At 59.7% G+C, this 21438-nt stretch carries 20 protein-coding genes; 13 read left to right on the forward strand and 7 right to left on the reverse strand.

Features of this window, described 5'->3' with window-relative positions; translation table 11 throughout:
- The first annotated feature begins 65 nt into the window (after positions 1–65).
- Positions 66–932, forward strand: coding sequence for an SDR family NAD(P)-dependent oxidoreductase (locus LC531_RS16375; protein WP_223652141.1), 867 nt, complete (start codon positions 66–68; stop codon positions 930–932).
- 294 nt (positions 933–1226) lie between these two features.
- Here the strand turns inward: LC531_RS16375 and ahcY are convergent, their stop codons facing one another.
- Positions 1227–2546, reverse strand: coding sequence for an adenosylhomocysteinase (gene ahcY, locus LC531_RS16380; RefSeq protein ID WP_223653979.1), 1320 nt, complete (start codon positions 2544–2546; stop codon positions 1227–1229).
- A 153-nt stretch (positions 2547–2699) separates the two neighbouring features.
- Between ahcY and LC531_RS16385 the strand changes: the two genes are divergently transcribed.
- The 3 genes from LC531_RS16385 (at position 2700) to metK (ending at position 5981) form a co-directional block, all read left to right on the forward strand.
- A complete protein-coding gene (locus LC531_RS16385; RefSeq protein WP_223652143.1) occupies positions 2700–3263 on the forward strand; it encodes a hypothetical protein in 564 nt (187 codons plus the stop codon).
- Between the two features lie 123 nt (positions 3264–3386).
- Positions 3387–4577, forward strand: a complete 1191-nt coding sequence (locus LC531_RS16390; RefSeq protein WP_223652145.1) for a class I SAM-dependent methyltransferase — start codon at positions 3387–3389, stop codon at positions 4575–4577.
- Between the two features lie 141 nt (positions 4578–4718).
- Positions 4719–5981, forward strand: coding sequence for a methionine adenosyltransferase (gene metK / locus LC531_RS16395; RefSeq protein WP_223652147.1), 1263 nt, complete (start codon positions 4719–4721; stop codon positions 5979–5981).
- Positions 5982–6067: 86 nt separating this feature from the next.
- Here the strand turns inward: metK and hpf are convergent, their stop codons facing one another.
- The 4 genes from hpf to LC531_RS16415 all read right to left on the reverse strand — a co-directional run bounded on the left by hpf (position 6068) and on the right by LC531_RS16415 (position 8974).
- Positions 6068–6370, reverse strand: a complete 303-nt coding sequence (gene hpf / locus LC531_RS16400) for a ribosome hibernation-promoting factor, HPF/YfiA family (protein WP_223652149.1) — start codon at positions 6368–6370, stop codon at positions 6068–6070.
- Between the two features lie 142 nt (positions 6371–6512).
- Positions 6513–7397, reverse strand: a complete 885-nt coding sequence (locus tag LC531_RS16405) for a tyrosine-type recombinase/integrase (RefSeq protein WP_223652151.1) — start codon at positions 7395–7397, stop codon at positions 6513–6515.
- A 148-nt stretch (positions 7398–7545) separates the two neighbouring features.
- Positions 7546–7743 (reverse strand): 30S ribosomal protein S21, encoded by a 198-nt coding sequence (rpsU, locus tag LC531_RS16410; RefSeq protein ID WP_068340333.1) that lies wholly within the window; start codon positions 7741–7743, stop codon positions 7546–7548.
- A gap of 82 nt (positions 7744–7825) precedes the next feature.
- On the reverse strand, positions 7826–8974 hold the full coding sequence (locus LC531_RS16415) for an acyl-CoA dehydrogenase family protein (RefSeq protein WP_223652152.1): 1149 nt from the start codon (positions 8972–8974) through the stop codon (positions 7826–7828).
- 355 nt (positions 8975–9329) lie between these two features.
- Between LC531_RS16415 and LC531_RS16420 the strand changes: the two genes are divergently transcribed.
- The 6 genes from LC531_RS16420 to LC531_RS16445 all read left to right on the forward strand — a co-directional run bounded on the left by LC531_RS16420 (position 9330) and on the right by LC531_RS16445 (position 17115).
- Positions 9330–10163, forward strand: a complete 834-nt coding sequence (locus LC531_RS16420; protein WP_223652154.1) for a polysaccharide biosynthesis/export family protein — start codon at positions 9330–9332, stop codon at positions 10161–10163.
- Positions 10164–10213: 50 nt separating this feature from the next.
- Complete coding sequence (locus tag LC531_RS16425) at positions 10214–12724, forward strand: polysaccharide biosynthesis tyrosine autokinase (protein ID WP_223652156.1); 2511 nt, start codon at positions 10214–10216, stop codon at positions 12722–12724.
- 8 nt (positions 12725–12732) lie between these two features.
- Positions 12733–13515: a tyrosine-protein phosphatase gene (locus LC531_RS16430; protein ID WP_262903295.1), complete on the forward strand. Its 783-nt coding sequence runs from the start codon at positions 12733–12735 to the stop codon at positions 13513–13515.
- A 79-nt stretch (positions 13516–13594) separates the two neighbouring features.
- On the forward strand, positions 13595–14608 hold the full coding sequence (locus LC531_RS16435) for an NAD-dependent epimerase/dehydratase family protein (protein WP_223652162.1): 1014 nt from the start codon (positions 13595–13597) through the stop codon (positions 14606–14608).
- Positions 14609–14761: 153 nt separating this feature from the next.
- Positions 14762–16159: a tetratricopeptide repeat protein gene (locus LC531_RS16440; RefSeq protein ID WP_223652164.1), complete on the forward strand. Its 1398-nt coding sequence runs from the start codon at positions 14762–14764 to the stop codon at positions 16157–16159.
- A gap of 125 nt (positions 16160–16284) precedes the next feature.
- Positions 16285–17115, forward strand: coding sequence for a phosphosulfolactate synthase (locus LC531_RS16445; protein ID WP_223652166.1), 831 nt, complete (start codon positions 16285–16287; stop codon positions 17113–17115).
- A gap of 141 nt (positions 17116–17256) precedes the next feature.
- Here LC531_RS16445 and LC531_RS16450 read toward each other — a convergent pair whose 3' ends face one another.
- Positions 17257–17832 carry an NUDIX domain-containing protein gene (locus LC531_RS16450; protein WP_223652169.1) on the reverse strand — a complete coding sequence of 192 codons (576 nt, stop codon included), beginning with the start codon at positions 17830–17832 and terminating at the stop codon, positions 17257–17259.
- 77 nt (positions 17833–17909) lie between these two features.
- Between LC531_RS16450 and LC531_RS16455 the strand changes: the two genes are divergently transcribed.
- The 3 genes from LC531_RS16455 to LC531_RS16465 all read left to right on the forward strand — a co-directional run bounded on the left by LC531_RS16455 (position 17910) and on the right by LC531_RS16465 (position 19502).
- Positions 17910–18215: a hypothetical protein gene (locus tag LC531_RS16455; protein WP_223652171.1), complete on the forward strand. Its 306-nt coding sequence runs from the start codon at positions 17910–17912 to the stop codon at positions 18213–18215.
- Positions 18216–18218: 3 nt separating this feature from the next.
- Complete coding sequence (locus LC531_RS16460; RefSeq protein ID WP_223652173.1) at positions 18219–18809, forward strand: DUF4252 domain-containing protein; 591 nt, start codon at positions 18219–18221, stop codon at positions 18807–18809.
- Between the two features lie 153 nt (positions 18810–18962).
- On the forward strand, positions 18963–19502 hold the full coding sequence (locus LC531_RS16465) for a hypothetical protein (RefSeq protein ID WP_223652175.1): 540 nt from the start codon (positions 18963–18965) through the stop codon (positions 19500–19502).
- A 154-nt stretch (positions 19503–19656) separates the two neighbouring features.
- On the opposite strand, the gene amaB is transcribed toward LC531_RS16465, so the two are convergent.
- Positions 19657–21258: an L-piperidine-6-carboxylate dehydrogenase gene (gene amaB, locus LC531_RS16470; RefSeq protein ID WP_223652177.1), complete on the reverse strand. Its 1602-nt coding sequence runs from the start codon at positions 21256–21258 to the stop codon at positions 19657–19659.
- Positions 21259–21438 lie beyond the last annotated feature (180 nt).

Consider the following 21438-nt stretch of genomic DNA (forward strand, 5'->3'; position numbering starts at 1 on the left):
GGTATCTCGGCGGTCCGTTCAGCCTTTCACGTATTCGGCTTAGTTTTTCTCCTTCCTAACTTTTTATGCCTGATTTACAAGACCAAATCATTCTCGTTACCGGCGCTACCTCCGGTATTGGCGAGGTCACGGCCCGCGAGTTGGCGCGGCAGGGCGCGCAGGTTATCATCTTGGCACGCAACGGCAACAAGGCCAAGCAGGTGCAGCAGGAAATGATTGCCGCCACCGATAACCCGCGCATCGACGTGGTGCTGGCCGACCTCTCGGTGTTGCAGCAGGTGCGCGACGTAGCGGCCCAGCTACACGACAAATATCCGCGCCTCGACGTGCTGGTAAACAACGCCGGCCTCATGTTCGGGAGCCAGCGCGAAGTATCGGTCGATGGCAACGAGATGACGTTGGCTACCAACCACTTCGGACCGTTTTTGCTCACTAGCTTGCTGTTTGATTTATTGCAAAAGAGCCCGGCCAGCCGCATCGTGAACGTGGCTTCAATGGCCTACCGCTTTTCGCGGCCCACGCTGAACGATATTCAGTCGGAGCACGCGTATAGCGGCATGCTGGAATACGGTACTACCAAGCTCTGGAACATCATGTTCACGCAGGAGCTGGCGCGGCGCATGCGCCAAAAGAATATTACGAACGTGACGACCAACTGCCTACATCCCGGCGGGGTAGCCACCAACTACGGCAAGCAATCGGGCGGCTGGCTATCGGCGGTGCTGGCGCTGGCCCGCCCCTTTATGCTCTCTCCCGAGCAGGGAGCCGAAACCAGCGTTTTTCTGGCTACCAGCCCCAGCGTGGCGCATACCAGCGGCGGCTTTTACAGCAAGAAAAAACCCGTGCCGGTGAAAAGCAAATTCAATACCTCTCTCAACAACATGCGCCTGTGGGCAATCAGCGAAACGCTAACGGGCACGAAGTTCTTGTAGCGCGCCATAGAAACGGGGGTAGGCACGACTTTTTATCATTTATGATACTCGCTCACTTACCAACAAGGAGCACTTCTCGCGGAAGCAACCGCAGAGACGTGCAGAGTCTTAACGAGATATTCTGCGAGTCTCTGCGTTTTACCTCCGCGAATCTTAACAAGAATATTCTTTGAACTACGTTACGTGAGTTCTAGACTGAGGAACCGGAACGGCAGCTACTTTACTTACTAGGCACAAAAAAACTTCGCTGAGCTCGAAAGCTCAGCGAGGTTTTTTTGTGCGAACCAACAAATCTTAGTAGCGGTATAAGTCCGACTTGAATGGGCCTTCTACCGGCACTTTAATGTACTCGGCCTGCTTAGACGTCAGCTCGTCCAGCTCCACACCGATTTTGGCGAGGTGTAGGCGGGCCACCTTCTCATCGAGGTGCTTGGGCAGGGTGTACACCTGGTTTTCGTACTGGTCGGCGTGCTGCCACAGCTCCAGCTGGGCCAGGGTTTGGTTGGTGAACGAGTTCGACATCACGAACGACGGGTGGCCGGTGGCGCAACCAAGGTTTACCAGGCGGCCTTCGGCCAGAATGATAACCTCTTTGCCGTCAATATTATAGATATCCACCTGCGGCTTCACCGTGTCCTTGGTGTGGCCATAATTCTTGTTCAGCCAAGCCATGTCAATCTCATCATCGAAGTGGCCGATGTTGCAGACGATGGCCTTATCCTTGAGGGAGCGGAAGTGGCTCTCGGTGAGAATATCGCAGTTACCGGTGGCGGTAATCACGATGTCGGCCTCCTTCACAGCGTTGCTGAGCTTCTTCACGGCAAAGCCGTCCATTGCGGCCTGCAGCGCGCAGATGGGGTCAATCTCCGTCACGATGACACGAGCGCCGGCCCCCTGCAGCGAAGCGGCAGTGCCCTTTCCTACGTCGCCGTAGCCAGCCACTACGGCCACTTTACCGGCCATCATCACATCGGTAGCCCGGCGGATGGCGTCTACGGCCGACTCTTTGCAACCATACTTGTTGTCAAATTTCGACTTGGTAACGGAGTCGTTGACGTTGAAGGCGGGGAAGGGTAGCGAGCCGTTTTTCACGCGCTCGATGAGACGCAGTACGCCGGTCGTGGTTTCCTCGCTCACGCCCTTGATGCCAGCCGCCATTTCGGGAAACTGATTGAGCACCATGTTAGTGAGGTCGCCGCCGTCGTCCAGAATCATGTTCAACGGCTGGTGCCCTTCGCCGAAAAACAGCGTCTGCTCGATGCACCAATTGAACTCGTCCTCCGTCATGCCCTTCCAGGCATATACAGCAGTGCCAGCAGCGGCGATAGCCGCCGCCGCGTGGTCCTGCGTCGAGAAAATGTTACAGGACGACCAAGTTACCTCGGCACCCAGCGCCTGCAGGGTTTCGATAAGCACAGCCGTTTGAATAGTCATGTGCAAGCAGCCGGCGATGCGAGCCCCTTTGAAGGGCTGGCTCGGGCCAAACTCTTCGCGCAGCGACATGAGGCCAGGCATTTCGGCTTCGGCCAGGCGAATCTCTTTGCGGCCCCACTCCGCGAGGCTCATGTCTTTTACTTTGTACGGAACGTAGGTTGTAGGCTTAGTCGCTACCATAATAGTCGGCAAATGAAAGGTCTTGCGTTTCAACCACAAAGATAAGACTTTGTTAGGGCGTTGGGACGCTATATCCGCCACCTATCTTTGCGGGCTATGAGGGCACATTCTTTTAGCGGCAATAAGGCAATGTGCTGGCTAGCAGCGCTCTTTTTGGTCGCGAGCCTGGGGCTGGCAGTTCGGCCAGCATTGGCGCAGCAAAGTGCGCCGGTCACTATCCAGCTCTCGCCCGAGGACGCAGCCCGCGGCCAGTACGGCGCGCAACACAATTTTTACTTCCTACCCCCCGGCAAAACCGGCGAGGAGAATTATCAGAGCGCCGGCTTTTTCGGGGCCAAGCTGCGGCCCTACCTAGCCGGCCATGCGCAAGCCTTGCAGCAGCTCGATAACTATAAGACCCAGAAGACGTTGTACCTAGCCGATAGAATCTTGCTGGTTGGGTCGGCGGTACTGTACGGCTCGCAGGTTTTCGGGCACGGCGATATTCAGTATGCCAATTCTACGCAAATTGCGGCAGGCGGCCTGTTCGTTACCAGCCTGGTGGCCACGCTCTTCATCAATCGCCACACCAACGAGTATCTCAAGCAGGCCGTGGACGACTACAACACTGCCCCGCCCGGCCGGCACGGCACCGTGTGGCCCCGCCTGCGGCCGGCGGGGGTAGGCGTGGTCGCCCAAGGTGGCCACCCGGTTTTAGGGTTGCGCTGGCGGTTATAGGGTAGTAAGCTTAAAAAGAACGTCATGCTAACGAAAGAAGCATGACGTTCTTTTTAAGCTTACTACCTCACCAGTTCACCGCTCCCGCACCAGTAAGCCGTTTTTTTCGTTAGTAACGCTACGATGGAGTTTCCCTTACCCGAGGCGGCACGGCGCTACGTGGCTGCCCACCTACACGACGACCCGGCGCATCTGGCTCTGCAAGCCCGCCGGCACCCGCACTTACCCGTCCCCGATTTGGTGCGCCAGATTCAGGCCCGCCAAAAAGCCCGCGGCAAGCTGCCCACCTGGGCCGACAACCAGGAGTTGATTTTTCCGCCCGCGCTGTCCGTCGAGCAAGCTTCTTCTGAGCGCACGGCCACCTATAAGGCCGCCCTGGTGGCCGGCGCAGCGCGCCTGGCCGACCTGACCGGCGGCTTCGGAGCCGACGCAGCGCACTTCGCCGCCGTGATAGACCAGGTAGATTATGTGGAGCGCGATGCGCACTTGGCCGAGGTAGTAAAGTATAATTTTAATCAGCTAGAAATAAGTAATATCGAGGTGCACACTGCCGACGCGGCCAGCTTTTTGAAGCGGAGTGCGGAAGCTTACGACTGGCTGTACCTGGACCCCGCCCGGCGTGACCAGCGGGGCGGCAAGATTTTCCGGCTGGCCGACTGCGAGCCCGACGTGCCGCGCTTGCTACCCCTGTTGCTGCGCCACACCCCGCGCATTTTGCTCAAAACCTCGCCTATGCTCGATATTGAGCTGGCTATTCAGGAATTGCGACACGTGCGGCGCATCTGGGTAGTGGCGGTGGAAAATGAGGTAAAGGAAGTGCTCTACGAGTTGGGCGAGGAGCCCGCCGTGGACCCTGAGCGCCTAGCCGTGAACCTGCGCCGCGATGGCAGCCAGCAGGAATTTCGCCTTAACCGTGCCCGCGAGGCGCGCGCCGTACCGCGCTACGCCGAGGCGCAACAGTATCTCTACGAGCCTAATGCCGCCATTCTGAAGGCAGGTGCGTTCAAAAGCATCGGCTCGGCTTTTGAGTTGATTAAGTTGCATCAACACAGTCATTTATATACCAGCAATGAGTTGCGGGCCGACTTTCCCGGCCGCACGTTTCGTATTCTGGCCAGCGAAAAGGCCGACGGCCCTACCCTCCGCGCCTACCTCGGACCGGAGGGCAGGGCGCACGTCACGACCCGTAATTTTCCCGAGTCGGTGGCCGATTTTCGGCGACGCACAGGAATTCGGGAAGGTGGCGATTTGTACCTGTTTGCTACTACCGACCTACGCAACCGGCCCGTAGTATTGGTGTGCGAGAAGCTATAAGCCGGCCGGGTTCGATACTTTAGCCAGCGGGCGGGGCCCTTTTTCTCCGAAATAATGAGTAGTTTTGCGGCCCGCCCGCCCGCGCCGAAACTGGCCCGGCGGGCGGTGCTTTGTTAATTCAGGTTTGTTCAGCTCGTTTCCATGCCCTATCTGTTCACTTCCGAATCGGTTTCGGAAGGCCATCCCGATAAAGTTGCCGACCAGATTTCCGATGCCATTCTCGACGACTTTCTGCGTCAGGACCCGGCCGCCAAAGTAGCCTGCGAAACGTTGGTTACCACGGGCTTAGTCGTTATTGCGGGCGAGGTAAAATCCTCCGCCTACGTCGATGTGCAAAGCGTGGCCCGCGACGTTATCCGGCGCATCGGTTACACCAAAGCCGAGTATAAGTTTGAAGCCGAGAGCTGCGGTATTCTGTCGGCCCTGCACGAGCAGTCACCCGATATCAACCAGGGGGTAGTGCGCCAGGCTCCGGAGGAGCAGGGTGCCGGTGACCAGGGCATGATGTTCGGCTACGCCACCAATGAGACGGCCAACTTCATGCCACTGGCTTTGGACTTGTCGCACAGCCTGTTGCAGGAGCTAGCCGCCATCCGCAAGGAGGGTAGGGAGATGACTTATCTGCGGCCCGATGCCAAAAGTCAGGTCACCATCCGCTATTCCGACGACCACCGGCCCGAAGCCATCGATACTATTGTTATCAGCACCCAGCACGACGACTTCGACCCGTCGGAGGAAACTATGCTGGCCCGCATCAAGCAGGATATCATCGACATCCTCATTCCGCGGGTGAAAGCCAGCCTTAGCCCCGATATGCAGGTGCTCTTTACGGCCGATGTCAAGCACCACATCAACCCGACGGGCAAGTTCGTCATCGGCGGCCCGCACGGCGACTCCGGCCTGACCGGTCGCAAAATTATCGTGGATACCTACGGCGGCAAGGGCGCGCACGGCGGCGGCGCATTCTCGGGCAAGGATTCGAGCAAAGTTGACCGCTCGGCGGCCTACGCCACCCGCCACATTGCCAAGAACTTGGTGGCTGCCGGCGTAGCAGACCAGGCGCTGGTACAGGTGGCCTACGCCATCGGCGTGGCCAAGCCTGTGGGACTTTACGTGACCACCTACGGCACCACCAAGGCGAAAAATGCTGCTGGCCAGCCTCTGACCGATGGCGAAATCGCCGATAAGGTAAATGAGCTGTTTGACCTGCGGCCCTACGCCATCGTAGAGCGCCTAGGGCTGCGCAACCCGATTTTCAGCCCTACCGCCGCCTACGGTCACATGGGCCGCCAACCCGGCACCGTGACGGTAAAAATGAAGGATGACGAAGCAAAAACTTTTGAAACTTTCACCTGGGAGAAACTAGACTACGTGGATAAAATAAAGGCTGCTTTCGGCTTGTAAATCAATGAGCTACTAGATTTTTGAGGTTACCAAAAAAACCCCAACCGCTACGTAGCGATTGGGGCTTTTTTTTGCAAAGCAGCTAATTAATGCTGAGCCATCTGCTTATCCTTGTAGCGAGTTATTTGCCGCTTCAGAGCCTCTACCGCGGCATCGGTGGCGGCTTCGAAGGAGGTGGCATCTTCCTGACTAAAGAGGGTACTGCCGGGCACCATGAGCTTAATTTCGACGGTTTTGTTGGCTACCCCGTCCTTGTTATTGAGCCGCAGAATGACTTCGCCATCAGTTACGCGGTCGTAAAAGTGTTCCAGCTTGTTGAGGCGCTGCTGAATAAAATCGAGGAGGGTTTGGTCGGCATCGAAATGCACCGATTGCATCTGCACTTTCATGGGCAAAAAAGGAAATAGGATGGAAAAAGCGAATCAGAAGCTACTACTTACGAATTTTAGCCAACTACGTAAGCTGCTGCTTGAGCTAAGCCAACTGGCTACTGCTCAGTTCATCATTCATACATTATAGCTTCTGATTCAATTATGCCCGCGGGTGGGCTTGTTCAAATACGGATTTCAAGCGGTCTACGGACAGGTGAGTGTACACTTGCGTAGCCGCCAGGCTAGCGTGACCCAGCAACTCCTTAATAGCATTGAGGTCAGCTCCCTTGCCCAGCAGGTGGGTAGCAAAGGCGTGGCGCAGTGCGTGCGGGTGCTGATGCGCCGTGGATGTCGAAACCTGACTTAGGTATTTTTTCACCGTACGGTACACCAGTTTTTCGTAGAGCGGCGCGCCCTTATCAGTACGCAGCAGTGGGCTACCCGCTGCCGCAGGGCCAAACTCAGCAGCGCGCCGGGCTTGGTATTTTTCCAGCACCAGCAGCAGCGACGGGTTTAGCGGCACTAGGCGCTGCTTGTTACCCTTGCCCGTTACGCGCACGGTTTTGGCGTTGCTGTCCAGGTCGTCGTCCATGATTCCTAATAATTCAGAGAGGCGAACACCGGTGCCGTAGAGCGTTTCGAGCACCAGCTGGTCGCGCACGCCAGTGAAGCTGTCTTCAAACTCAAACGAATTCAGCAGCCGGTTCAAAGACTCTTCGGGCACGAATTCGGGGAGCTTCTTCGCCATTTTCGGAGCCTTCACGCGCAGCATTGGGTTGGCCGCAATGCGGTGCGTGCGCAGCAAAAACTTGTAGAACGAGCGCAAGCAGGCCACCTTGCGGTTCACGGTGCGCGGGTCCAGGTCCTGGCTCATTAGGCTTACTACCCAGCCCCGGATGAGCGGATGGGTGGCCTGGGCAAGGTCGCGCTCCTCGTACTCGGCCAGCAGGTATGCCGCAAACTGCGTGAGGTCCGTTTGGTAGGAGGTAACGGTATGCGGGCTAAAGCGCTTCTCGTAGCGCAGAAAGTCCAGGAATTCATCCATAGGGCGGGGGCGAGGGCAGGTACGGATAGCGGCCGGCTTCGCAAAGTAGCCGAAAAATAATGAGTGGCCTACCCACGCGAAAAGCCCGCCCCGTTACCGAGTGGCAACGAGGCGGGCTTTCTGAAAGCCTTTTCGGAAATACTGAGGACTACGCCTCGCTTTCGGGACCGTAGGTAGCGAGTTTGTACACTGCCTTCTGCTTGAGCTTGCGCTTGGTGATGCTGGGCTTCTGGAAGAACGTGCGGCGACGCAGCTCTTTCAGCACGCCGGTGCGCTCGAATTTTTTCTTGAAGCGTTTCAGCGCACGGTCAACGGTTTCGTTGTCTTTGATTTGAACGATAATCATATCGGGGAGTGAAGAGTCTTTTCGGGGCAAACGGGCCGCAAAGATACGCCCGGACTTGACAGATTGTCAAGAGCATTACCGCTTATTTCAACAAAGCCCGCGCGATGACGAGCTTCTGAATCTCGCTCGTGCCCTCGCCAATGGTGCAGAGCTTGGCGTCGCGGTAATATTTTTCGGCGGGGTAGTCTTTGGTATAGCCGTAGCCGCCGAAGATTTGCACGCCCTCGTTGGCGGTGCGCACGGCTACTTCGGAGGCGTAGAGCTTGGCCATCGCCGATTCCAGATTCACGTTTTCGCCGCGGTCTTTCATTTCGGCGGCGCGGTAGGTAAGCAGGCTGGCGGCCTCAATCTCGGTGGCCATGTCGGCCAGCTTAAAGGAAATGCCCTGGAAGTTGCTGATGGGTTGGTTGAACTGGTGCCGCTCCTGGCTGTACTGCAGTGCCGCCTCAAAAGCTCCTTGCGCGATGCCCAGGCTCAGGGCCGCGATGCTGATGCGCCCGCCATCGAGCACCTTCAGGCTTTGCACGAAGCCATCACCCACCTTGCCAATCACGTTGCCAACGGGCACCCGGCAATCGGTAAAAATCAGCTCGGTCGTCTCGGAGGCGCGCATGCCGAGCTTGTCTTCTTTCCTACCCCCCGCGAAGCCCGGCGTGCCGCGCTCCACGATGAAGGCCGTCATGCCGTGCGAGTCGCCCACGTTACCGGTGCGGGCGATAACGACGGCCACATCGCCGCTACGGCCGTGGGTAATGAAGTTCTTCGCCCCGTTGAGAATGTAGTACTCGCCGCTGGCATCGAGCACGGCGGTGGTGCGCATGTTGCCCGCGTCGGAGCCGGTGTTGGGCTCGGTGAGGCCCCAGGCTCCCAGCCACTCGCCGCTGGCCAGGCGCGGCAGGTACTGGTGCTTCTGCTCTTCAGAAGCGTGCTGCAGGATGTGCCCGGTGCAAAGCGAGTTGTGGGCCGCCATGCTCAGGCCAATGCTACCGTCAATCTTGGACAGCTCTACGATAGCCGTCACATATTCCTGGTAGCCAAAGCCTGCGCCGCCGTACTGCGCCGGCACGAGCACGCCCATTAGGCCCAGCTCGCCGAGCTGGTGAAATAGTTCGCGCGGAAATTCCTGGGTTTCATCCCAGCGCATCATATGGGGTTTGATGTGCTGCTGGCCAAAATCGCGCACCATCTGCGCAATCATGGTCTGGTTCTCGGTGGCTAGTGTAGCTTCCATAAAAAACACTAAACTGGGTGGGGGTAGGGTAAAGAGCGTGGGAACTGGCCTGACTGGCTAGCTTCGGTAGGGTAAAGGTACGATTTTGAGGCTCGTTCGGGCGGCAATTGGTTAAGCCCATTCAGGTGCGATTTTTGAAACCCTACGGGAAATAGGTTACTTTTGAGGCATTTTTTACCTTTCGGAGACGTTAAATTGGCCCTTTGGGCCGGCCCGCCTTCGATGAATTCTCCTTCTTTTGGCTTTCCTTGCTCTGCTTTCGCCTTTTTCTCCACGGCAATTCCTACTGCTGGCGGCATTAATGCTTTGCGTGCTTTCGTCGTGCTCCACCAGCCGGTATTATCAGCAACGTACGATGTTTCAGCTGACGAAGGGAGCTGATGGAGTCATTGATACGGCAAAGCTACGGCGGCTGGTCAACCGCACCGACCGCAACTACCGCATTCACGCCAATGATATCCTGAGTGTGCAGGTTTTTACCAATAAAGGCGAGCGGCTCATCGACCCCAATGGTGAGCTGCAATTTGGCGCACCAAGTTTGGGGGTAGCCCCAATTACTACGACGCCGGCGGGGGGTAGCCTTGGTCAGCGCAACGTGGGCCAAGGCGCGGGTTCCAGCGGCGGCAATACCCAGTTTGTGGTGCAGGCCGATGGCACAGTTCGCCTACCCCTCGTAAACCGGGTAAGCGTAGCGGGCCTGACGCTGATAAAAGCCGATAGCGTACTGCAAGGGCGTTATAATGAGTATTATAAAGAAACTTTTGTTAAAACGGCCGTCGCCAACAACCGGGTCATTATTCTAGGGGCACCGGGCGGGCAGGTTGTTTCGCTGGCCAATGATAATATGAATCTACTAGAAGTGCTGGCCCTTGCCGGTGGGGCTGACGGCGGCGGGGCCAGTGGCGGCAACAGCATCGCGCGTTATGGTGGCCGAGTTAGTAATATTCGGATTATTCGGGGGGATTTAAAAAATCCGCAGGTGCAATTTATTGACCTAAGTACGCTGGAAGGAATGCGACGCGGCAATTTACAAATAGAACCGAATGACATTATTTATATTGAACCCATCAGGCGGCCGCTTCTAGATGCTTTGGCTGATGCCGGCCCAGTCTTCAGCGCGACTTCTACCCTGTTGAGTGCCATAAGCATTATTTTTACTATTATCGTTATCTCCCGACAGAAGAATTAAGTTGAGTAACGACCCCTATCTAGTATCATGATTTTATCCGCCAACGCAACATGGCACTAAGCGAAAACGCAGAGTTAGAAGAGCTAATTCGCCGGGCCACTACCGACGCGGATGTAGCCCCGCCGCCCGGCGCGGGCAGGGTGCCGGACGATGATAGCGAAGCCGGTGACAGCTTCGACTTGAGTACGCTCGTGCTGGTGGCGCGCCGCAGCCTACTGTGGGTAATTCTGCTGCTGCTGCTGGGCATTACGGCCTCCTGGCTCTATCTGCGCTACACGAAACCGATTTACGAGGCTACCTCTACGCTCAAGATAGATGAGCGCAGCGACGCGAGCGCGCTGGGCATTGGGGCACTGCCAGGTGCCAGTGCGGAAGGCAACGGAGCCTCGCAACTAGCTGGCGAGCTGGAGCTGATAAAATCGGACCTGACCTATAAGCGCCTCAAACAGGCCGTGCCCCTAGACGTAAATTATTATGCCCAAGGCACGGTACTAGAGAATGAGTTGTTTGAGGCTTGCCCCTATAAGGTTAACTATACCGTCAGCGACCCGGTTTACTACAACCATAAGTTTAATGTCGAATACCTCGACCCCCGGCATTATCACCTTAGTGTAGTAGTGGGCGCGCAGACGCTAGGCGGCGATTACGAGGTGGGGCGCGAAGTGCAACTGCCCGGCATTCACTTGCGGTTATCGTCTACCTCCACTGACAATCCGGTAACTCCCGACGCGAATTACCACTTCGTATTACTGGATGATAATACCATCAATACCTACCTGAATCGTAACCTGAAAGTCGAAGTTTTGAATCCAAGTGCGAACACGATTCAAATTTCTTTTCAGGACAATAACCGCCTGAAGGCGCAACGCATTGTGAACGCGCTCGATACCGTTTACCACGATGTGAAGCTGGCTTATAAGCAGGAAAATACCCGGAACTCCCTAGCCTATCTGGACCAGCAATTAAAGGAAAATGGGAAAAACCTGGCCCAGGCGGAGGATAACCTGCAAAGCTTTGTGGAGCGAAATAAAACCTATGACGCGAAAGGTGAGCTGAGTAGTATCACGAGTGGATTGGAAAAAATTGAGACCGACGACCTAGCGTTGCAGCAGAAGCTAGTGCTGCTGGCCGAAGTAGGCCGCCTGGCCGCGCAGGACCGCCTAACGCCCAGTGACGAAGTGACGGTGGCCCAGACGATTCCGGGCCTGACCCTGCTGGGTGACCCGGTCTTGACGCAACAGCTTAATAGCCTGAATATGCTGCAGCAAAACCTGCGGCGCGTACGGCGCTCGTACCAAGACCAGACAGAAGCCGTGCAGGGCCTGCTGGCCCAGGTCAATTTTGCGCAATCGACGTTGCAACGACAATTGCTGGATGCCCAGAAACAGCTGCGCACGCAGCTAGCCCTGCTAGCCAGCCAGCGCGCCAAGCTAGATGGGCAGCTCCAGACCCTGCCAGGCAAGGAAACGGAGCAGGAGCGCCTGAGACGGCCGCTGGGGCTATATAGCAACAGCTACCAGATGCTGCTCGAGAAAAAGGTTGATTACAACATTAAGAACGCCGGTACGACCGCCGACTTTCAGATTTTGTCGCCGGGCTATGCACCTGATGCGCCCATTTCGCCGAAACGGCTGCTGGTATACGCTATTGGCATTGCGGGTGGCCTCATCCTGGGGTTGGGCCTGATTGGCACGCGCTACCTGCTGCACAACACTATCACGAGCGTTAATGAGCTGGAACGCAATACCAAAGCGTCCGTGCTGGGCGTCATTCCGACCTACGAAAAGGAGCAGCTGAACGTATCGCGGATGGTGGTGGATAAAAACCCGAAATCGTCGGTGTCGGAGGCTATTCGCTCGATTCGAACCAACCTCGATTTTATTAGTCCTTCCAGTAAAAAACGGCTGATTTCGGTCACTTCAACGATTTCGGGCGAGGGCAAAACGTTCGTAACGGTAAATCTGGCTGGCATTATTGCCTTATCGGGGCAGCGTGTCGTCGTGCTCGACCTGGATATGCGCAAGCCCAAGGTGAACCTTGCGTTCGATGCTCCAAACGTGCGGGGCATCAGCACGATTCTCATCGACCGGCATTCGGTAGCCGAGTGCGTGCAGCACACCAGCATTGAGTCGCTGGACTTTATTTCGGCCGGCCCTACCCCCCCCAATCCATCGGAGCTGATTCTGAACCCGCGCTTCGACCAGATGCTGGAGGAGCTAAAGCGCACCTACGACGTTATTCTGATTGATACGCCGCCCGTAGGCTTGGTTACGGACGGCATCCTCATCATGCGCAAAGCCGACGTGCCGATTTACATCGTGCGGGCCAATTATTCGCGCAAAACCTTCCTCAAAAATATGAACCGGCTGATGCGCAATAACCAGTTCTCGCGCATGTCTACTATCCTCAACGATGCCAAGGCGCAGGGCGCGTATGGCTACGGGTATGGCTACGGGTATGGCTACGGCTACGGCTATGGCACGCAGCAGAGCATGGGCTACTATGAGGAGCCTACCCCCAAACCCACGCTGGGCGCGCGCATCAAAGGGCTTTTTAGTTAACTGTTTTCATGGTGGATTTCTGGAAGCAACTGTTTGGCAGTCGGCCAGCCGATGCCAGCGCGGGTCTTCCGGCTGCCCTGCCCTTCGCGGAGTTGGGGGTTGATATGCACTCGCATTTGCTGCCGGGCCTTGACGACGGGGCCGAAACCGTAGCGCACAGCCTCGACCTATTGCGCGAGTTGCGGGCGCTGGGCTTTCGCAAGCTAGTGATGACCCCCCACATCATGGGCGATTTTTATAAGAATACGCCGGCTGGCATTCGGGCGGCGCTGGCTACGCTGCGCGCAGCGGCCACCGAAGCCGGCCTGGGCGACGTGGTGCTGGAGTGCGCCGCCGAATACTACCTCGACGAGTGGCTGGGCCATAAGCTGGCCGACGGCACGGAGATGCTGACCTTCGGCGGCGAGCAGCGCTACCTGCTCTTCGAAACTTCTTACATGAACGAGGCATTTAACCTGCAAACTACCATTTTTGAGCTGCAAGCCGCGGGTTACCGCCCGGTGCTAGCCCACCCCGAGCGCTATGTGTACCTCTACGGCCGCTTTGCGGAGATAGAGAAGCTGCGCCACGAATACGGCGTGCTGCTTCAGCTCAACCTCAATTCGCTGGCAGGCTACTACTCGCCAGCCGCCCGGCAGGTAGCCGAAAAGATGATTGACGCCGGGCTGGTCGATTTTGTGGGTACCGACACCCACCACCTGCGCCACACGGCCGCGCTAGGGTCCAAGACCGTGAAATCATCGTATTTCCGCAAGCTGATGGCGCTGCCCTTGCTTAATCCTACTCTTTAGCTTTTTGGTGCTTGGTACTGGGTGCTCGGGCCGCTCAACGACTCCCGAGCACAGTACCAAGCCCCAGGCACCAGACCTTATGATTTTCCTCACCGGTGGTACGGGCCTGATTGGCTCGTTTGTGCTGCGGGGGTTGCGGGCGCGGGGATTGGCCGTGCGGGCGCTGTACCGCGGCCCTACCCCCCCCGCCGGGCCCGAAGGCGTGGAGTGGCTGGCCGGCGAGCTGGCCGATACCAGTCTGCTGGCGGCGGCCCTCACGCCCGACGTGACGCACGTGCTGCACTGCGCCGGCCTGGTATCGTACGCGCCGCAGGACGAGGACGCGCTGCTGCACGTGAACGTAGAGGGCACCGCCGCTGTAGTCGATGCCTGCCTGCGCTGCCCCGGCGTGCGGCTGGGCTACGTGTCGTCGGTGGCGGCGCTGGGGCAGCCCGCGCCAACCGAAGCCTCTGCCGGCGCGGCCCCTACCCCCCTGCTACTGGATGAAGCCGCTACCTGGGACCTGGGCGCGCGCCATTCGGCCTATGCCACCAGCAAGTACTTGGCCGAGCTGGAGGTGTGGCGCGGCGTGGCCGAAGGACTATCGGCCGTTATCGTCAACCCGGCCATCGTGCTGGGGCCAGGCGACTGGGACCGGAGCAGTACCCGGCTGTTGCGCTACGCTTACGATGAGCACCTTTTTTACACCCCCGGCCAGCTCAGCTTCGTGGATGCACGCGACGTGGCGGCCCACCTGTTGCGCCTCACCCTCGACCTGCCGCAACTGCCCGCCGCGCGCTACGTGCTCAGCGGCGGCACTTACCCCCTGGGCGAACTGCTAACCAAGCTGGCCCAGGCGCTGGGCCGCCGCCCGCCCAGCGTGGCCGTGCCTACCTGGGCCGCCGAGGTTATCTGGCGCGTGGAGCATACTCGCTCGGTGCTGACCAGGGCGCGGCCCCTCATCACCCGCGATACGGCGCGGGCCGGCCGGCAGCCAGTATTTTACGACACCCGCAAGGTGCAGCTTGCCACCGGCCTGGGCTTTCATTCGCTGGATGAAACTGTGGCCTGGCTGGCCCAAACCCTCGAAACGAACCGGATGAGCCGGCCGTAGGTTGTATCTTAGCCTGTAGCAGTGCCCCTTGCTTTACCTTGCCAGTGGGGGGTAGCAGACAAAAAAGCCGGCTTTGGGCCGTTGCTATACTTGGCATCCTATTAGCAGGAAAACAAGACGAGTTATCGTTTATAATTCGTGATACTTATGCGCATGAACGAACCATTTGACGACCCGCGAGCAGCCCAGGATACCGTGCGACGCTACGAACAGATGCTAGCGGCTGACGAAACCGCCTTTTTTGACTTAGAAGAGTTTGAAGTAATTATTGACCACTACGTAACCTCGGCCGCATTCGATAAAGCTCAGCAAGCCTGCGAGGCGGCCCTGGGCCAGTACCCTTTCTCAACCGAACTGCTCATCGACCGCGCCCAAATAGCCGCTATGCGTGGCGATTACGCCGAGGCTGAGCGCCAGATTGCCAGCGTAGCCACCCGCGACCCCGACAACGCCGATGTGGCCGTAACCCGCGGCATTATTGCCACCCAGCGCGGCGATTTTGACGAGGCCGTGCGCTTTTTTCAGAGTGCGTTGGAGCGCAACCCCGACCGCGAAGACATTCACTTTAACCTGGGCTTGGCTTACCAAAGCTGGCACAAGTTTAAGAGCGCGGCCCGGCACTATAAGCACAGCTTACGCTTGCAGCCCGACAATGAAACCACCGTGCAGGAGCTGCTCAACTGCCTCGAAACCACCGAGCGGCTGCTGGAGCACGAGGAGTTTTTTCAGCGATTCACCGACGATGACCCCTATTCGGCCACGGCCTGGTACAACCTGGGGCAGTATTACTACCGGCTCGAAAAGTGGGAGCAGGCGGCGGCCGCGTTTGACTACGCCATCGTTATTGAGGGCGATTTTTATGACGCTCACCACTGGCTGGCCGACACCTTCGTGTGCCAGCAGGACTATACCCGCGCCATCGGCGAGTTCGAACTGAGCTACCCTACCGGCGAGCCGACCGATGAGGCACTCTGTAACATTGGGGAGTGCTACGAGAAGCTGCGCGAGTGGGAAAAATCCCGCCAGTATTACCGCAAGGCGCTCGAACTCAACCCCGAGATGGACGAAGCGTGGTTTGGGCAAGGCGTGCTGCTGCAAGAACAGGAGCGGCCTTACGAGGCCCTGCACTTCTTCCGCAAAGCGGTGGAATTGTACGGCGATAGCAGCGAGTACTGGGCGGCGCTGGGAGCGGCCGAAAACCAGGTGGGCAACATCGTAAGCGCCCTCGAAGCCTACGAGAAAGCCACCGAAGTATCGCCCGACGATGCCACCGGCTGGGTGAGCTGGAGCGCCATTCTCTACGAGCAGGGCCACTACGAGGAGGCCATCGACCTGCTGCGGCACGCCGAGGAGCTGCACCCGCACGAAGCGCATTTTCACTATATGCTGTGCGCCTACCTGCTGGCCGCCGGCCGGTTGCGCGAGGCGTATCAGCAGCTCGAAACGGCCCTTACCCTCAACTTTGAGCAGCACTCGCTGCTGTTCGACTACTTCCCCGAGCTGGAAAAACAGCCCGCTTTGCAGCGGCTTATTGACCAGTTTCGCAAGTAGGGGGTAGGGCGGCGGCGCGCCGCCCGCGGTTTATGCCCTAATTTTGCACCTGCCCGCCGCTTCGGCGGGCAGGTTTTTTTTGCGCCAATTTTCGTCATTGAAGGGCCGACGCCCGATTTCCTCGCATGAACTACTCGCTTTCTCAGCTGCCCGAACGCACCCCGAAACCCCGTGAGCAGGGCTTTACCATGATGATGGATAAGGGCCTCAGCCTACGGGAGGTGGAAGACTACCTGGAGGTGGCGGCCCCCTACACCGACATTGTGAAGCTGGGCTGGGCCACGTCCTATGTAGTGCCCAACTTGCAGCGCAAGCTGGATGCCTACCGCGCGGGCGGTATCCCGGTGTACCTGGGCGGCACGCTCTTCGAGGCGTTTATCATCCGCAATCAGTTTGATGACTACCGACGGCTGCTCGACAGCTTTGGGCTGGAGTACGCGGAGGTGTCGGATGGCAGCATCGACTTGCCCCACGACCGCAAGTGCGAGTTCATTCGGGAGCTGAGCAAGTCGGTGAAGGTGCTAAGTGAGGTGGGCTCGAAGGATGCGGAGAAGATTATTCCGCCCTACAAGTGGATTTCGCAGATGCAGAGCGAGCTGGAGGCCGGGGCCATCAAGGTCATCGGCGAGGCCCGTGAGGGCGGCAACGTGGGCCTGTTTCGTAGCACGGGCGAAGTGCGCTCGGGGCTGGTAGAGGAGATTCTGACCAAGATTCCCTCCGAGCGCATCATCTGGGAAGCACCGCAGAAGGCACAGCAGGTGTGGTTTATCAAGCTGCTGGGGGCCAATGTGAACCTCGGCAACATCGCCCCCAATGAGATGGTGAGCCTCGAAACTATCCGCCTGGGTTTGCGCGGCGACACTTTCACCCACTTCCTGGATATGGACGCCGTGGACCCCATGTTCCACCCCGCTCCCAAGACTGGCAAGCCAGGCACGTCGATGCCGCGGGGGTAGGGCCAATTAGCCATCCCCCTACCCCCGGTTTCCGACCGACCGTAGAGACGCGCCCCTGCGCGTCTCTCTTCGTTGGGGGGTAGCGAGTTGGTGAGGGCCGACGACCGGCGCAGATGGGCAGAGACGCGAAGGGTCGCGTCTCTACGCTCCTTTAGCCAAAAACTTTTCGGCTTTCAGTAGGCCGGCTACGCTGATGGCGTCGGTAATAACGTCACGCATTACCAGGTCCACGGCTTGGGTGAGGGGAAGCTTCCAGAGGCGCAGGTCTTCAGTTTCTTCGGGCTCCCACTCCGTTTGGGTGAGGTCCTGGGCCAGAAAAACGAAGCCCTCTTCATCGGTCACGGAGTTGGAAGTGTGCAGGCGGGCCAGGTGGGTCCAGCGGGCGGCGAGCAGGCCAGTTTCTTCGCGCAGCTCCCGCTGGGCGGAGGCTACGGGGTCTACGCCGATGACGCCGCCGCCCATCGGAATTTCCCAGGAATATTCGTTCAGGGTGTAGCGGTACTGGCCCACGAGCCAGGTATTGCCCTGCTCGTCGAGGGGCACGATGCCGATGGCCTTATTGCGCATCGATACCACGCCGTAGATGCCGGCACCGCCTTGGGGGTTCAGCACCTGGTCTTCGCGCACACTTATCCAAGGGTTTTCGTATTTGGCTTCGGTGCTCAGGGTTTGCCAGGGATTGTGGTGGGGGTCGAAGTCGGTGGGGGGCGGCGTCATCGGGGGCTGGGGCGAGGGGTAGGGAAGGCAAAACTACGGCCGCCCGCCCCGGCCCAACCCCGCCGCGCGGGCCGCGTATGCTACTGCACGCTCCCCGGCCGTTTATTTCCCGGCCGCAGGGAGCCTTCCGCATGGCCGATAAGCCCACTAAGCCCGACGCTACCCCCCCCGCCGACGACTCCCTGCTCAACCTTAAGTTCGCCCAGGCTGAAGCCGACCTCGCCAAGAAAAACGGCGGCCTCGGGCCCACCACCAACGTGTACGTGACCGACGAAGAGGACTCCGAAATCACGCAGGGCGAAGGCCCGGTAGACAGCCAGGGCCAGCGCCGCGGCGATATTGACCCCGACCGCGAGGGTTCCAACGCCGGTAGCCACAGCTAATTGATGCCCTTGCGTACCCGCCGCTTCGCCTACCCCCGCCGCCTGGCGCAGTGCTTATTACTGGCTGGCCTGGTAGCGGGGCTGGGCAGCTGCCGGGCCAGCGGCCCCGGCAGCCCCGCCCACACCGTAGCCGGTTTTTTCGATAAGTACCACGACCAGCCGGGCTTCCATACCGTTGACTGGTCGGCTGACCTCTTGCAGCGCCTGGCCCTGGTGCGGGTGGGTAAGCTGCTGGGCGGCAACGACCTCACCAACGCCGTTACCGGCATCCGCACGGCGCGGGCCCTCACTTTCGCCCCCACCAGCAGCAGCGCCCAGGGCCTGGTGCGCGACGGCCTGAACCCAGAGGCCGAGGGCCTGCTTCGGGCTGAGCGCTACACGCCCCTGGCCGTATCGGGCGGCGGCGCTACCCCCTACCGCTACGTCATCAGGGCCAATGGCGACCGCGTGAGCGAATTGGTGGCAACCGGAGCCTTGCCCAGCGCCCTCGGTTCGTTTGTGCTGGTGCAGGTGCAGGGAAGCTTCACCCGCGCCCAGGCCGAAGCCCTGAGCAAAGTGCTGCCCGAAGTGGTGCAGCAGACGGCCGGCCGCTAACCCCCCGCCCTACCCCCCCGGCCCCGGCCTGTTAGCCACCGCCCAGCCTCATGGCTGGGCGGTGTTTTTATAGAGCGCCTGCAACCTTTGCCCGGCCCGTTTCGCTCGTAGGGGTTCCTACCCCCGCTTACCCGACGCAGCCCCGCCCGGCTTATGAAACGCTACCTCCCCATTGCTTGCCTGCTGCTCTGCGCCTTTCAGTGCGGCGTCGATTACGATGGGCCCGATGTCTATTTTGGGCCGGGCGAGAGCATCACGCGCCGCGACGCCCAGGGCCGCCCCAACGGCCCCCCGGACCCCGACGACTGGGTCTCGGATGCCACCTGGAGCGGCGAGGAAACCCACCTACTGGGCCTCCCCTACGGCGCTGGCCTGGTGCCGCTTAATGGCTCCCAGCAGCTAGCCACGGTTAGCCACACCGAAGCTTTCCCCAACCCGGCCCCCAACGGGGAGGCGACCTGGCGCATCCAGCTTAGCCTGGCCGCTCCCTGCCCCTGCCTGGTCCAGTCGGTGTACGTGAGCCGCCGCTACACCTTTATCGACCGTAGCAGCGATACCCTGCAAGCCGGCGACAGCCGGCGCGTGCCCCTGCGCACCCAGGCCCCCGGCCAGCTCTACCGCCTCTACTACCTCATCAGCAACGCCAACGGCCTCCTCTACAAAGGCCACGGCGACGTGCGCCACGCCGAGTAGCCGCCCGCACCCCGCCCCCCCAATCGCCAGGCTCCGCCTCTTCGTGGAGGAGAGGGGGCCGGGGGGTAGGGCGCACGCCCGCGCCGATAGCAAGAAAGAACCAGCAGGCGAAGCACCCGCCCGCGCCGTAAGCCCAACCGCCACCCCTACCCCGCTAACTATCAAACTTAATCCCTTGCGCCAGCGGCAACTCCGTGCCGTAATTAATGGTGTTCGTCTGCCGGCGCATGTAGACTTTCCAGGCATCGGAGCCGGACTCGCGTCCGCCGCCGGTTTCTTTCTCGCCGCCAAAAGCCCCGCCGATTTCGGCCCCGCTGGTACCAATGTTCACGTTGGCGATGCCGCAGTCGGAACCGGGGCTGGCCAGAAAGGCTTCGGCCTCGCGCATATTCAGGGTGAAGATGGCCGAGGAGAGGCCCTGCCGCACGCCATTCTGGAGGGCAATGGCGTTTTCGACCCCGCCCGAATATTTCAGGAGGTAGAGGATGGGCGCGAAGGTCTCGGCCTGCACGGTGGGGTAGTGGTTCTCAGCGGCTACCAGGGCCGGGAGCACGTAGTGGCCGCCGTGGAGCTCGGCGCTGCTCACCACCTGGCCGCCCGTCAGCACGGTGCCGCCTTCGCGCTGCACGGCTTCCAGGGCATTGGTGAAAGCCGTTACCGCATCGGCGTCGATGAGGGGGCCGACCAGGGTGCCGGCTTGCAGCGGGTGGCCCACCGGCAGCTTGGCGTAGGCGGCTAAGAGGCGTTTCGTCACCTCCTCATAGATATCGGCGTGGATGATGAGCCGGCGCGTGGTGGTGCAGCGCTGCCCGGCCGTGCCCACCGCCCCAAACACGATGGCGCGCATGGCCATGTCCAAGTCGGCCCCTGGGGCCAGGATGATGGCATTGTTGCCGCCCAGCTCCAGCAGCGCCCTACCCAGCCGCTGACCCACGGCCGCCCCCACGGCGCGGCCCATGCGGGTGCTGCCCGTGGCCGATACCAGCGGCACCCGCTCGTCGGCGCTCATGGCTTTGCCTACTTCCGGCCCGCCCAGCACGAGGTTGAAGACGCCTTCCGGCACGGCGTTCTTCGCCAGCACTTCCCGGAGCAGGTGCTGAATGGCTACCCCCGCCAACGGCGTTTTCTCCGAGGGCTTCCAGATAACGACATCCCCGCACACGGCGGCCAGCATGGCGTTCCAGCTCCACACGGCCACCGGGAAGTTAAAGGCCGAGATAACCCCCACGATGCCCAGCGGGTGATACTGCTCGTACATCCGGTGTGCGGGCCGCTCGGAGTGCATTGTCAGCCCGTGGAGCTGCCGGCTCAGGCCCACCGCGAAGTCGCAGATATCAATCATCTCCTGCACTTCGCCCAAGCCCTCCTGCAATATTTTCCCCATCTCGTAGCTCACCAGCTTGCCCAGGGCTTCCTTGTGGTGGCGCAGGGCATTGCCAATCTGCCGCACGATGTCGCCGCGCCGGGGCGCGGGCACCAGCCGCCACTGCGCAAACGCCGTTTCGGCCGTTGCCACCACCGTGTTATAGTCGGCCACCGTGGCCTCAGCCACCGCCGCAATGCGCTGCCCATCGGCCGGCGACACAATGTCCCTGGCCGCATTCTGTTTGCCGCCCCATACCTGCCCGGTGCTGAAGGCCGGGTTGGTATCGGCCACGCCGAGCTGGCGCAGCACGTCCCGGATGCCGTGGGGGTCGTGGTGGGGGTGCGGTACGGTCACGTCTTTTTTGGTCGCTTCTTCGAGGGCCTGCTTCATGAGGGTGGGGGGGTAGGGGGTAGAGGGGCAAAGGTAGGAGGACGAGCAAGGTGAACACCCGAACGCCCGTAGCGACGCGACCCTTCGCGTCTATCTGCCAGTAGCGCCAATGCGAAGACAGCAGAACGACTGTAGAGACGCGACCCTTCGCGTCTCTCTGCCAGTAGCGCCGCCGAGAGG

Origin of the sequence: Hymenobacter psoromatis, assembly GCF_020012125.1 — a bacterium.
GTDB classification, from domain to species: Bacteria; Bacteroidota; Bacteroidia; order Cytophagales; family Hymenobacteraceae; genus Hymenobacter; species Hymenobacter psoromatis.

Excerpts from the sequence above, each read along its gene's own strand:
- LC531_RS16425 (WP_223652156.1), top strand. The coding sequence starts at position 10,214 with ATGGCACTAAGCGAAAACGCAGAGTTAGAAGAGCTAATTCGCCGGGCC.
- LC531_RS16455 (WP_223652171.1), top strand. The coding sequence starts at position 17,910 with ATGCTACTGCACGCTCCCCGGCCGTTTATTTCCCGGCCGCAGGGAGCC.
- LC531_RS16375 (WP_223652141.1), top strand. The coding sequence starts at position 66 with ATGCCTGATTTACAAGACCAAATCATTCTCGTTACCGGCGCTACCTCC.
- LC531_RS16420 (WP_223652154.1), top strand. The coding sequence starts at position 9,330 with ATGTTTCAGCTGACGAAGGGAGCTGATGGAGTCATTGATACGGCAAAG.
- LC531_RS16415 (WP_223652152.1), bottom strand. The coding sequence starts at position 8,974 with ATGGAAGCTACACTAGCCACCGAGAACCAGACCATGATTGCGCAGATG.
- LC531_RS16430 (WP_262903295.1), top strand. The coding sequence starts at position 12,733 with ATGGTGGATTTCTGGAAGCAACTGTTTGGCAGTCGGCCAGCCGATGCC.
- LC531_RS16445 (WP_223652166.1), top strand. The coding sequence starts at position 16,285 with ATGAACTACTCGCTTTCTCAGCTGCCCGAACGCACCCCGAAACCCCGT.
- LC531_RS16435 (WP_223652162.1), top strand. The coding sequence starts at position 13,595 with ATGATTTTCCTCACCGGTGGTACGGGCCTGATTGGCTCGTTTGTGCTG.
- LC531_RS16465 (WP_223652175.1), top strand. The coding sequence starts at position 18,963 with ATGAAACGCTACCTCCCCATTGCTTGCCTGCTGCTCTGCGCCTTTCAG.
- LC531_RS16390 (WP_223652145.1), top strand. The coding sequence starts at position 3,387 with ATGGAGTTTCCCTTACCCGAGGCGGCACGGCGCTACGTGGCTGCCCAC.
- LC531_RS16440 (WP_223652164.1), top strand. The coding sequence starts at position 14,762 with ATGAACGAACCATTTGACGACCCGCGAGCAGCCCAGGATACCGTGCGA.
- ahcY (WP_223653979.1), bottom strand. The coding sequence starts at position 2,546 with ATGGTAGCGACTAAGCCTACAACCTACGTTCCGTACAAAGTAAAAGAC.
- LC531_RS16460 (WP_223652173.1), top strand. The coding sequence starts at position 18,219 with ATGCCCTTGCGTACCCGCCGCTTCGCCTACCCCCGCCGCCTGGCGCAG.
- LC531_RS16405 (WP_223652151.1), bottom strand. The coding sequence starts at position 7,397 with ATGGATGAATTCCTGGACTTTCTGCGCTACGAGAAGCGCTTTAGCCCG.
- hpf (WP_223652149.1), bottom strand. The coding sequence starts at position 6,370 with ATGAAAGTGCAGATGCAATCGGTGCATTTCGATGCCGACCAAACCCTC.
- metK (WP_223652147.1), top strand. The coding sequence starts at position 4,719 with ATGCCCTATCTGTTCACTTCCGAATCGGTTTCGGAAGGCCATCCCGAT.
- rpsU (WP_068340333.1), bottom strand. The coding sequence starts at position 7,743 with ATGATTATCGTTCAAATCAAAGACAACGAAACCGTTGACCGTGCGCTG.
- amaB (WP_223652177.1), bottom strand. The coding sequence starts at position 21,258 with ATGAAGCAGGCCCTCGAAGAAGCGACCAAAAAAGACGTGACCGTACCG.
- LC531_RS16450 (WP_223652169.1), bottom strand. The coding sequence starts at position 17,832 with ATGACGCCGCCCCCCACCGACTTCGACCCCCACCACAATCCCTGGCAA.